Source organism: Thalassotalea sp. HSM 43, assembly GCF_004752005.1.
Classification (GTDB): Bacteria; Pseudomonadota; Gammaproteobacteria; order Enterobacterales; family Alteromonadaceae; genus Thalassotalea_A.
Genome location: NZ_CP038493.1, coordinates 3,681,952 through 3,693,647 on the forward strand (window position 1 = coordinate 3,681,952; position 11,696 = coordinate 3,693,647).

Here is an 11,696-nt window from a genome sequence, read left to right on the forward strand (position 1 = left end):
CATGTTGCAGCGGATCCTGTTAATTTTTATCGTTCTTGGGTTATTAGCAGCCGGTGGTATGTACGCTTATGTCGACGCTCAATTGCAAAAGCCGATTAATATTAGCCAACAAACCTTATACCAATTGAATAAAGGCAAGAGTTATCATCATTTGGTAAAGGATTTTAACGATAAAGGTTGGTTGACATCGACCTTGCCATTTCGCGTCTATGCCAAGTTATATCCCGCAAAAACTAACGTAAAGTCAGGCAGTTATTTGCTTGATGCTGACATGAATATGTTAGATATCATTACCCTTATGAACAGCGGTAAGGAAGCCCAGTTTAAGCTGACGTTTGTTGAAGGAACAACGTTTAAGCAATGGTTACTGCAGTTAAGTGAGACGCCGCATATTAAACAAACCTTGCAGGATAAATCACAACAGCAAGTATTGTCGTTAATCACTGAGCAATACACTCACCCAGAAGGCTTGTTTTTTCCAGACACCTATCAATATACCGCTTCGATGAGTGATATTGATATTTTGCGTAATGCCCATCAACGCATGATGCAAGAATTAGACGACAGCTGGCAGGGCAGAGCTAAAAAATTACCATATAAAAACGTCTATGAGGCGTTAATCATGGCCTCGCTAATAGAGAAAGAGACGGGTAAATTAAGCGAGCAACCATTGATTGCATCGGTGTTTATCTCGCGCTTAAATAAAGGTATGCGCTTGCAAACGGATCCAACCATCATTTATGGCTTGGGCGATCGTTACACTGGCGACATCACCTATGCTAATATCCGTGAAAAGACCGCGTACAATACCTATCGCATTAATGGTTTGCCACCAACGCCAATAGCGATGCCAGGTAAATCGGCGATCGAAGCCAGCATGCATCCGGCGCAGAGTCAGTATTTGTATTTTGTTAGCAAGGGTAATGGCGAGCATTATTTTTCAAAAACCTTGCAAGAACATAATAAAGCGGTCGATAAATATATAAGAGGTAAATAACCTATCATGAGTCAGGGAAAGTTTATTGTTGTTGAAGGCATTGAAGGTGCCGGAAAGTCATCTGCTATCGCCGTTATAGAAGACGTCTTAAAGGCAAAACACATCGAATACGTGAAGACTCGAGAGCCAGGCGGAACGCCATTGGCTGAAAAGCTCAGAGCCCTTGTCAAAGAGCCTAGTGATGAGACAGTTACCAAAGAATGTGAGTTGCTGCTTATGTACGCCAGTCGTTCGCAGTTATTGGCGAACAAAATATTGCCTGCGTTAGCACAAGGTAAGTGGGTTATTGGTGATCGCCATGACTTATCTTCACGTGCCTATCAAGGTGGTGGCAGAGAATTTAACGATACCCTGATTGATACCATTGCCAATATTACGCTAGGGGATTTTAAACCCGATTTAACTTTATACCTAGACATTGAGCCTGAGCTTGGTTTGCAGCGAGCACAAAATCGCGGCGAACTCGATCGTATCGAACAAGAAAAAATTGATTTTTTCCATCGTGTACGGAATAAGTATTTGCAATTAGCCACCTTAGATGACAACACCTTTATTGTTGATGCAAGTCAGTCGATGGATAAAGTACATCAAGATATTCGTCAAACATTGGAAAACCAATTGCCGTAATGGCAAGAATCAATATGAACGAGACCACAGCAGACATCGCAAGCCCTTGGCTTGCAAGCAATAAGCAGGATTTGATCAATAAATACCTACAAAAAATATTGCCTCATGCCTTGTTAATTCATGGCAGTTACGGTGCTGGGCAATTGCCTTTGGCTAATTGGCTTGGTAACAGTCTGCTTTGTGAAAATATTGAACAAACAAACCAACCTTGCGGTCAGTGTAAAACTTGCCAACTACTTAAAGCTCAATCGCATCCTGATTTTGTGGTTATTGATAATGATGACAAAACCATTGGTGTAGATTTGGTTCGTAAAGCCTGTCAGTTTCTAGAAAAAACCGCGCAGTTAGGGCGTAACAAAGTGGTAATGATCAGTCACTGTGAAAATATGACCGAATCGGCTGCCAATGCCTTGTTAAAGACGTTAGAAGAGCCAACCAATAATAGCTTCTTATTGTTGGTGTGCAATGACATGGAACAGTTACTACCGACCATTATTTCTCGTTGCAGTAAAGTCGCTATTACGCCACCCCAAGGGGAGCAATTGGCGCAAGTCGCTGTCAATAAACAGGCGGTTCATCCATTTAGTACGATTGCCGAAATTGCGGAGTTAACCGATGAGGATGTCTACAACGACAAACGTCAGCTATTGCAAAGCTTGGCTCGGTTTATCCATCAATTTGATAATGGCGTTGAATTAATAGAGCAAATTCAGGCATCCGTTCATGGTATGCGTTGGTTGCAGTTCGGTTTTGAGTCGATGTTTCGCTATCATAGCGGCTGGCAACAAGCGCTTGCTGACAACCCTCTATCTGAAACTGTCGATGGCCTAGATGCCGAGACGGTATTTGCCTGCCTTAACTTAACGATGCAAGCAAATAGACAATTAAAAACATTAACACAAGCCAATAAAACCTATACACTTGAGGTGTTGCTGGTGGAGCTTGAACAGACTATACGTAATGCCGCTTGATGCAACAGCGGATCCATCAAATAAGAATAACAAGGTAAATCGTTGATGAATAATTTTGTGTTAGAATTTAAAAACGAGCGCGAGCTGTATATGGCGTATATGCCGTTTTTAAAGCAAGGTGGTTTATTTGTAAAAACACCTGAGCAATTTGAATTAGGTGATGAAATTCATTTAACCGTGACATTACCTGGTCAACTTGAATCGGTCGAATTAAATGGTTCGGTTTGTTGGATCACCCCACATGGCGCGCAAAATGGTACCGAGCCGGGTGTTGGTGTTGCATTCGTAAACGATGAAAATAACGTGCGTAATCAAATCGAATCAAATTTAGGGCGAATGCTAAATTCGAAAGAGCCGACCTATACCATGTAATTTAACAAGGACTGTGTGGCAAAGGAGTTGGTCATTTGCACACGAGACCTTAAACCATTTAAATACTAAAAGGAGTTCAACGAACTCCTTTTTTGATGAGTCATTGGAGTAAAAGTGTATATTGATTCTCATTGTCACCTAGACCGTTTAGATTTAACGGATTTTGACAATCAGTTAGACAACGTTGTTGCCGCAGCTAAACAAGCGGGTGTTGAACAGATGCTATGTGTATCAGTAACGTTGGATGCGTTTCAAAGCATGGCGGACAAAACCGCGAAGTATGATAATGTGCAAATTTCTTGTGGTGTGCACCCGCTTAATCAAGAAGACATGGTTGATGAAGCGAGATTAGAGCAGCTTGCTGATAATGAACGAGTGATTGCCATAGGCGAAACCGGTCTAGATTACTTTTACGCACCAGAAACGCAAGAAGTACAACGTGATGCATTTCGCAAACACATTCGCGTTGCACGCAAACTTAACAAGCCCATCATCATTCATACCCGAGATGCGGTAGAAGATACCTTGCAAATCATGCGTGAAGAGAAAGCGGATGAAGTGGGTGGTATTTTGCACTGTTTCACTGAGAGTTGGGACATGGCGGAGCAGGCCATTGCTATGGGCTTTTATATCTCTTTTTCTGGCATTGTGACCTTTAAAAATGCGGCAGCGTTGAGAGATGTTGCGAGCAAGGTACCTGATGACCGCTTTATGATTGAAACCGACTCACCGTATTTGGCACCAGTACCACATCGCGGCAAACAGAACCAGCCAGCTTATGTTGTTGAAGTGGCTAAAATGTTGTCGGATGTTCGTGCACAAAGTGTTGAAGAAATTGCCCAGCTTAGTTCTGATAATTACCGTTGTTTGTTTAAGCTCGCAACATAATATGGTTATTAAAGCGAATAAAGGTGGCACTGCCACCTTTTTTTATGTCTAAAAATTAACCGTACTACGCAAACAGTAAACAGTAAACAGTAAACAGTAAACAGTAAACAGTAAACAGTAAACAGTAAACAGTAAACAGTAAACGATAAACGGCAAACAGCAAACGGTAAGTGCCGGTTATACTTACCGTCGGCAATTAAATAAGGTGTTGCTAAATGGTGATTTTCTTTAGGCAAAAAAAGGCCCAAAGCAATGAGGTGCTTCGGGCTCAGGGGAATGGCTCATAGGTTGAGCCTGCGCTAATAAATTCTGTATCTCATTTCGCTATTCAATTTCCTTAGTGTTTACCTTGGAACCGAACCAGCAAAATGATGTAATTCGTTTGCCTTGAATTTTAATTCTAGTACATGGCTTGAGAAAAGCCAATATTTTTTATCCACACTAAAACCCTTTGTATACAAGGGGTTGCGACAATGGTTGAAAAATAATTAAAATTTTATCTAAAGTTTTTATACATGACGATAACAGCTTATCCACAGGTTGTTATAGAGTATTTAACCTAATGTTAACATTTACCTGTTGCTGATCAGGAGGTTATCAAGTTATCTAGGCTATGGTATGGTGAAAGAAACAAAAATAATTATCATCGCTCATGCTTAATCTTATCTGGCTCTCTTTTTTTCTGATTGCTTTTGTCTGCGCTCTATATCAATGGCTAGCGTTAAATAATGCCTCTATCTTTGAGCAATTGTTGACCAGCATTATTGATATGTCGTCATTAACGGTCGAAATCGCGATAGGTTTAATTGGTATCTTGAGCTTTTGGTTAGGGATGATGCAAATAGCACAATCATCTGGGGTAATAGATAAAATTGCAAAAGCGATTTCTCCGTTATTTTCTCGTTTAATGCCAGATGTTCCGAAAAACCATCCCGCGTTTGGCTCCATCACCATGAACTTGTCGGCAAACTTTTTAGGTCTAGATAATGCGGCAACACCGTTAGGCTTAAAAGCGATGCAAGATCTGCAATCAATCAACCCGAAAAAAGATACTGCCTCAAATGCGCAAATATTATTTTTGGTGTTAAATACGTCATCTGTGACCTTGTTTCCTATCACTGTGTTTGTTTATCGAGCACAGCAGGGGGCAGCGGTGCCAACGGATGTGTTTTTACCGATTTTGTTAGCAACATTTGCATCAACCATAGCGGGCTTATTCGCGGTTTGCTGGGTACAAAAAATCAAATTGATGCAAGGTGTGGTGATGGCTTATTTAGGTGCCGCTTTTGCATTTTTCGCCTCGCTTATCGCCTATATGGCAACCTTGTCAGCAGAACAGTTGGCGCAGCAGTCGTCTTTATTTGGTAATTTGTTAATCATCTCGGTATTAGTGGCGTTTTTAATTATTGCGCATCGTAAAAACGTTCGAGTCTATGATGAATTTATCATTGGCGCGAAACAAGGATTGCAGGTTTGTATCACCATACTTCCTTATCTGTTGGCGATGCTCTGTGCCATTGGCGTATTTAGGGCCAGCGGCGCATTAGATATCATTGTCGATTCGGTACGTACGTTAGTCGCCGTCATCGGTGGAGATATTCGTTTTGTCGATGCCTTACCAACGGCGGTAATGAAGCCATTAAGTGGATCCGGCGCTAGGGCAATGATGGTTGAGACCATGAATCATCACGGTGCAGATTCGTTTGCGGGTCGTTTAGCCTCTATCATGCAAGGTTCCACAGAAACAACGTTTTACGTGCTGGCGGTGTATTTTGGTAGTGTCGGTATTCGTTATACTCGCCATGCTATCGCCTGTGGCTTAATTGCAGATGTTGCAGGGATCAGTGCTGCCATTGCAGTGTGTTACTGGTTTTTTGGTTAATAGACGATGACGTTATAGTCAGGTCAAGGCTATTTTTGTGTGGCATTGATAAGCCAATGAGATACATCGACTAATGCCGTGATCTGATTAGCGTTGCTAAAAATGACGATGTTTATAATCCAAGCAAAGCCACATAGCGCCCAAGGCAGGTAGAATTTTCCACGGCGTCGGTCATCGATAAGCATAACCACACATATTAAAATGGGGATGTAAAAGTGCTGGATACCACTTGGCAACCATAATGGCGTTGCCTCGGCTAGCCAATCTAACAAACGACTCAAACCTGGGTTCAGAAACATTACCCCAGTACAGCACATATAACGCATATGAAGTTGCATAGTCTTTCGGTACATAATCGCAAGGCCATAGAGGAGCGCAAACACTGTTAGTTGGAAAAATCCAAACCACACCATGGCAGGTACCCAGTCAGGCATAGGTAAAGGGATTTTTGAGCTGATATCGGCAATAACCGTAAAACCTGAAATCACAATGATTGGTGCGAGAAACAACGAACTCATGCCCAACATTCTATGGTAACGATTATGTCTATGATTGATTAACCAAGCTTGGCTAATCAATAAAAGCACCCAAATAAGCATGGCAATGGCATGAAAATGTTGTGCAAAGGTGACGTCATCAGATGTCATTCTAGAGAAGTAACTTCGCCAAAAACCTGCGACTTGAATGATCAGTAATAACACAAACCAATAGATAGCATTTTTATACAAGGTCTAATCCTTAGAGTCAGGCGAGTGGTGTTGCCTGTATTGTATTAAATATAGTCTATATAGTTGAAAATTTTAGAAATTTTTAAATAATCATTGCAGTTTTTATTTAGATTACATAACCTAATTGCTGCTTTTTATTAGACGCCAAAAACAATAATTATTATGTATCGTTCGATGAATAAATACCGACTGGTATTGGTGACATTTAGTCTATTTACTGCGCTTAGCGCGAATGCAAAAACGAGCATAGGCTATGACAGTGTTGAAAGCGCTTTAACGGCTTTGAAGTCAAAGCAAGGCGCTCAGTTTAGTCAACAGGGCGGCTGGACGATTGTTGCCGAGCAAGAAGACGGTGATTATGTTCTCTGGTCGTTTACGCCGACAGAACATGATGCACACCCAGCTGCGGTTAAACGCAAAATCGTCGAAAAAGATAAACAAATTCACATTGAAATGACCGCGCTGTGTCAAGCAAGTAAATCTCAATGTGATGCTCTGATAGAAGAGTTTAAACTGCTCAATGACAAAATTCGCCAAAGCATGAGTCAGCAGTAGGTAGCAGGGTAATGAGCAGTAATATTAGTAATATATTCGTTCCCTTGCTATCGGACAATGACGCGAACGCGTACATCAGTCAAATATGCGTGTCACTAGGACAGCAGGTGTCTGCCGAACAAGTATTGTTTGAGATCAGAATTGGTAAGGTTGATCATGAAATCCGAGCTAGCCGTGACGGCATCATCGCTGACGTATTGTGTGCTAGTGGAGACCGTGTGAGACAAGAACAACTTGTTATGGTACTAGGAGAGAGTCAAGCCTATCAGCAATTGGCTCAGCCAACAGAACAGCACTTATCGGTTCAATCAGAACCCAATCGAGATCTAAAACAATACGCACACCAAGGCGATGTCATAGAAAGTGACATCACCGGCTTCTTGGTCAAGATGCAAGAGATGGTCATCAACGTTTCAAAGATGCTCTGTGCCGTTATCTTAGCGGGTATGACCTTAACAGTGATGTTTAATTGATACTGAGTTTACTTTGTAAACGCCAAGAATATCGCATCGTTTGATTAATATTTAAGCTCTAATTTCAAGTGAAACATATTCATAATATAAGGATGTAAATTGAATACTTCTATAATAAAAACCCTATCGTTTTGTCTATTTGTTCTGTTTATAGGTGGTTGCTCGACGTTTCATGAGGTAAAGCCAAATGAGCAAGGCTCCTTTGTCTCACTTGCAGAACAAGTAAAAGTTCGCGATTACGTCATCGTCACAATGAAAGACGATACACGCCATAAATTTAGAATTGAGCAAATTACCGACACTCAATTAGTTGGCAAAGATGTATCCGTTGAGATAGCGGATATTAAAGAGTTAACGATTAAAGAAGCTGAAGTGGCAAAAACATTGACCAACGTTGGCGTAACGTGGGCTATTCTTTCCCTTATTATTATAGCCTGCTGTTTTGTTCCTGGATAAGGTTAACTTAACGGGGTATTGATAAGTGGCGTAAATGCCACGTTACCGTTATTTTAAAAACGTATTGAAAAAGGCCGTTGTCGTAATAAGACAACGGCCTTTTTCATTCGGAGTTATTGTTAGCATTTATTGGTACTAACGCCTAATTGATAATGCGAGCTTATTCACCGATTTTCACGATAGCAATAAACCTTGGTGTTATTGGCTTTCATACAATGAATTGATTTGTACAAATGTATAAATTTTTAGTGTTTTTTTGACATTTCTACTGGCTTTACTAATCTTAAATTAGAATAACAAAAACAAAAGGATAGAACATGAGTCTAAGATTAGTCACCTTTGCTGTCAGCACTTTAGCGTTGGCGGTATCCTTACATCAAACGGCCATTTACCTTGATATTTGGTCGAATATTTACGTCGAAACTCTTGCGGCAATATATATGGCTTTTGTGATCACTAAATTGCTTTGCAAAGTCGTGGATAGGCGCCGCGTTGTGGAAAAGTTGCGAGAAGTACATAAGCACTAGAGAGATAGGCGTAACAACGTCTGTGTTGCTTTAAACATATACACACGTTTATCGACTGGCTTACGATAGCGTAATCGATCGCTTATTCGATGTTTTGGTCGACAACTTATTCGCTATGTTTGTCGACACTTTGTGCAAAACTGTTATCGGTATGTAGTATCGGATAGTCAGTTTTTGCCATTATTCTGTGTTATTTCAATCACTCATTCAATCTTTAACCCCACTTAAACGTTTGATTCAAACGCTTGTATGTCGAACAATCTGTCGACGCAAACCGCGTTATTATCGTAATTTACCGCTTTTAGTTTATTGATTGTCGACAATGTTGCGTTTTAGATATTGACAATATTTGAAATGGGCGTAATATCTGCAACTATCTTCTAAATTGTCGACAATTTTATGAATCTAGCAAATCCCGTACAAAAACAAGCGATTACCACAGCCGACAAAGTGTTTGAGTCATTACAACACGATATCGTTGAGGGGCGCATAGAACCGGGCAGTAAAATTTCAGAGCCTGAATTGTCAAAACAATACCAAGTCAGTCGTTCTACTTTACGCGAAGCACTCAACCGCCTAGAAAAATGTCATCTCATCGAACGCAAAGCCAATGTTGGCTCGCGCGTGGTGGAATGTTCTGTTACGGGCTTGTTAGAAATATATCAAGTGCGTGAAGCGTTAGAGGGCATGGCTTGTCGCTTGGCGGCGCAAAACATGACCGACCAAGAAATTGAAGACTTGAAACGGGTATTGGCTGTACATGCGGACACCAAAGAATTGCAAGATGGCATCGCCTACTACCAAGAAGAAGGCGATTTAGATTTTCATTATCGGGTCATCTTAGGCAGCCATAACGCCCAACTGATCACCATATTATGCAGCGAGCTTTACCATTTAGTGCGCATGTATCGTTGTCAGTTTGGTATGAATAGTCCGCGAGCCACACGTGCTTTTGATGAACATCGCCACATTTTGACCGCCATTGCTGAACGTGATGGTGAGTTAGCCGAAATATTGATGCGCCGACATATTGCCGCATCAAGAAAGAACATAGAAAAGAAATTAGAAAAGGAATATTAATATGACAGCAAGAATGTCCCCGGGCGCCAAATTTCGTGCCGCCTTAGAAGCGAATAAACCATTACAAATCGTTGGTACGATTAACGCCTATTCAGCAATGATGGCTGAACAATTAGGTCACCAAGCCATTTACCTTTCTGGTGGCGGTGTTGCCAATGCATCATACGGTTTACCTGATTTGGGCATGACCTCTTTGAACGATGTTGTTGCTGATGTGCAGCGTATTACATCGGCATCATCATTGCCATTAATGGTTGATATCGACACCGGTTGGGGTGGTGCGTTTAATATTGCCAAAACCATACGCGATATGGAAAAAGCCGGCGCAGCGGCGGTTCATCTTGAAGACCAAGTGGCGCAAAAGCGTTGTGGTCACCGTCCAAATAAAGAAATTGTTTCGACAGCTGAAATGGTTGATCGAATCAAAGCCGCCGTTGATGCACGCATCGACAACGATTTCTTCATTATGGCGCGCACCGACTCGTTTGCGCAAGAAGGACTTGATGCCGCAATCGAACGTGCAAAAGCCTACGTAGCTGCCGGTGCTGACGGTATTTTCGCTGAAGCAATTCAAACCGAAGAACACTACCGTGCTTTCTCTGAGGCACTTGATGTACCGATTCTTGCCAACATCACTGAATTTGGTAAAACCGAACTTTGGAATCGCGAGCAATTAGGTGAGTGGGGTTGTGCCATGGTGCTTTATCCTTTATCGGCATTTCGTGCAATGAACAAAGCAGCCGAACTCGTTTACAAAACTATCTTAGCCGACGGCGACCAAAAAGCCGTTATTGATAACATGCAAACTCGCATGGAGTTATACGATTATCTTGGCTATCACGATTACGAGCAAAAGCTTGATTCGTTGTTTGCTGAAGGCAAAAACAAATAAAACGCCGTTTCGCGGATGCGAATATGAAATTTAGCCTGGCGCAGTAGCGTCGGGCACTCAAAATACAACAAGAATTAATCTATAACAGGAAGACTATTATGGTGGACAAGAAATTAGGTGGTGCAGGCCTACGTGGTCAAAGTGCCGGTGAAACAAAACTATGTACAGTCGGTAAATCAGGTACTGGCCTAACGTATTGTGGTTACGATGTTTCAGACCTAGCTAAAAATGCGACATTTGAAGAAGTTGCTTACTTATTATTCAATGGTGAGCTACCAAATCAGGCGCAACTTGACGCATACAAAGCCGAATTGGCACAAATGCGTGATTTACCTCTAGCATTAAAAGAAGTCTTACAGCACATTCCAGCAACGGCGCATCCAATGGATGTTATGCGTACCGGTGCTTCTTTCCTTGGTAACATCGAACCTGAAGAAAACTTTAGCCAACAGCATCGTGCTGCAAACCGTCTGCTTGCGGCGTTCCCAGCGATCATGACCTATTGGTACCGTTATTCTCACGATGGTGTTGAGATTGATTGTGTCACCGATGAAGAGTCTATTGGCGGCCATTTCTTAAAATTACTGACTGGTAAAACACCGTCGGAATTGCATCGTCGAGTGATCGATGTTTCTCTGATTTTGTATGCTGAGCACGAATTCAATGCCTCTACCTTTACCGCACGCGTTTGTGCCTCAACGTTATCGGATATGTTCTCATGTATTACCGGCGCTATCGGTTCTTTACGTGGTCCATTGCACGGTGGTGCGAATGAAGCGGCGATGGATATGATTCAAAAATTTGAATCACCAGAAGATGCCAAACTGCAAATGGCTGGTATGCTTGAGCGCAAAGAAAAAATCATGGGTTTTGGTCACGCTGTTTACCGCACATCTGACCCGCGCAATACCATCATTAAAGCTTGGTCAGAAAAATTGGCTCAGGAGTTTGGTGACAGTTCACTGTATGACATTTCTGTTGCATGTGAAGAATTTATGTGGGATAGCAAAAAATTATTCTGTAATGCTGATTTTTTCCATGCCTCGGCATACCATTTTATGGGCATCCCGACCAAATTGTTCACACCGATTTTTGTGTGTTCACGATTAACCGGTTGGGCAGCGCATGTCATGGAACAACGTGACAATAACCGTATTATTCGCCCAAGTGCTGATTACATTGGTGCTGAGCCGCGCACCGTTGCACCAATCGCCGAGCGATAAAAATATGTGCTGTTAACATAAGGCA

Annotated in this window: 14 protein-coding genes; 13 read left to right on the forward strand and 1 reads right to left on the reverse strand. The window is 41.8% G+C overall.

Annotation, left to right across the window (positions count from 1 at the left end; genetic code table 11):
• The first annotated feature begins 1 nt into the window (after window position 1).
• The 6 genes from mltG (at window position 2) to E2K93_RS16165 (ending at window position 5,737) form a co-directional block, all read left to right on the forward strand.
• Window positions 2-997, forward strand: coding sequence for an endolytic transglycosylase MltG (mltG, locus tag E2K93_RS16140; RefSeq protein ID WP_135440076.1), 996 nt, complete (start codon window positions 2-4; stop codon window positions 995-997).
• Between the two features lie 6 nt (window positions 998-1,003).
• Window positions 1,004-1,624, forward strand: coding sequence for a dTMP kinase (tmk, locus tag E2K93_RS16145; protein WP_135440077.1), 621 nt, complete (start codon window positions 1,004-1,006; stop codon window positions 1,622-1,624).
• 14 nt (window positions 1,625-1,638) lie between these two features.
• Window positions 1,639-2,595 (forward strand): DNA polymerase III subunit delta', encoded by a 957-nt coding sequence (gene holB / locus E2K93_RS16150; RefSeq protein WP_189637801.1) that lies wholly within the window; start codon window positions 1,639-1,641, stop codon window positions 2,593-2,595.
• Between the two features lie 45 nt (window positions 2,596-2,640).
• Window positions 2,641-2,967: a PilZ domain-containing protein gene (locus E2K93_RS16155; RefSeq protein ID WP_135440079.1), complete on the forward strand. Its 327-nt coding sequence runs from the start codon at window positions 2,641-2,643 to the stop codon at window positions 2,965-2,967.
• A gap of 114 nt (window positions 2,968-3,081) precedes the next feature.
• The gene (locus E2K93_RS16160; RefSeq protein ID WP_135440080.1) at window positions 3,082-3,855 is read left to right on the forward strand and encodes a TatD family hydrolase; all 774 of its coding nucleotides are present in this window, start codon (window positions 3,082-3,084) and stop codon (window positions 3,853-3,855) included.
• Between the two features lie 652 nt (window positions 3,856-4,507).
• The gene (locus E2K93_RS16165; protein ID WP_135440081.1) at window positions 4,508-5,737 is read left to right on the forward strand and encodes a nucleoside recognition domain-containing protein; all 1,230 of its coding nucleotides are present in this window, start codon (window positions 4,508-4,510) and stop codon (window positions 5,735-5,737) included.
• Window positions 5,738-5,766: 29 nt separating this feature from the next.
• Here E2K93_RS16165 and E2K93_RS16170 read toward each other — a convergent pair whose 3' ends face one another.
• Window positions 5,767-6,465 (reverse strand): hypothetical protein, encoded by a 699-nt coding sequence (locus E2K93_RS16170; RefSeq protein ID WP_135440082.1) that lies wholly within the window; start codon window positions 6,463-6,465, stop codon window positions 5,767-5,769.
• Between the two features lie 174 nt (window positions 6,466-6,639).
• Between E2K93_RS16170 and E2K93_RS16175 the strand changes: the two genes are divergently transcribed.
• The 7 genes from E2K93_RS16175 to prpC all read left to right on the forward strand — a co-directional run bounded on the left by E2K93_RS16175 (window position 6,640) and on the right by prpC (window position 11,671).
• Window positions 6,640-7,020 carry a molecular chaperone DnaJ gene (locus E2K93_RS16175; RefSeq protein WP_135440083.1) on the forward strand — a complete coding sequence of 127 codons (381 nt, stop codon included), beginning with the start codon at window positions 6,640-6,642 and terminating at the stop codon, window positions 7,018-7,020.
• An 11-nt stretch (window positions 7,021-7,031) separates the two neighbouring features.
• A complete protein-coding gene (locus E2K93_RS16180) occupies window positions 7,032-7,493 on the forward strand; it encodes an acetyl-CoA carboxylase biotin carboxyl carrier protein subunit (protein ID WP_135440084.1) in 462 nt (153 codons plus the stop codon).
• A 99-nt stretch (window positions 7,494-7,592) separates the two neighbouring features.
• Window positions 7,593-7,949 carry a hypothetical protein gene (locus tag E2K93_RS16185; RefSeq protein WP_135440085.1) on the forward strand — a complete coding sequence of 119 codons (357 nt, stop codon included), beginning with the start codon at window positions 7,593-7,595 and terminating at the stop codon, window positions 7,947-7,949.
• A gap of 317 nt (window positions 7,950-8,266) precedes the next feature.
• Window positions 8,267-8,476, forward strand: coding sequence for a hypothetical protein (locus E2K93_RS16190; protein WP_135440086.1), 210 nt, complete (start codon window positions 8,267-8,269; stop codon window positions 8,474-8,476).
• Between the two features lie 399 nt (window positions 8,477-8,875).
• Window positions 8,876-9,556 carry a GntR family transcriptional regulator gene (locus tag E2K93_RS16195; protein WP_135440087.1) on the forward strand — a complete coding sequence of 227 codons (681 nt, stop codon included), beginning with the start codon at window positions 8,876-8,878 and terminating at the stop codon, window positions 9,554-9,556.
• Window positions 9,557-9,569: 13 nt separating this feature from the next.
• Window positions 9,570-10,448: a methylisocitrate lyase gene (gene prpB, locus E2K93_RS16200; RefSeq protein WP_135440540.1), complete on the forward strand. Its 879-nt coding sequence runs from the start codon at window positions 9,570-9,572 to the stop codon at window positions 10,446-10,448.
• Window positions 10,449-10,546: 98 nt separating this feature from the next.
• Entirely contained in the window at window positions 10,547-11,671 is a 1,125-nt protein-coding gene (prpC, locus tag E2K93_RS16205; RefSeq protein WP_135440088.1) for a 2-methylcitrate synthase, read from the forward strand.
• The last annotated feature ends 25 nt before the right edge of the window (window positions 11,672-11,696 follow it).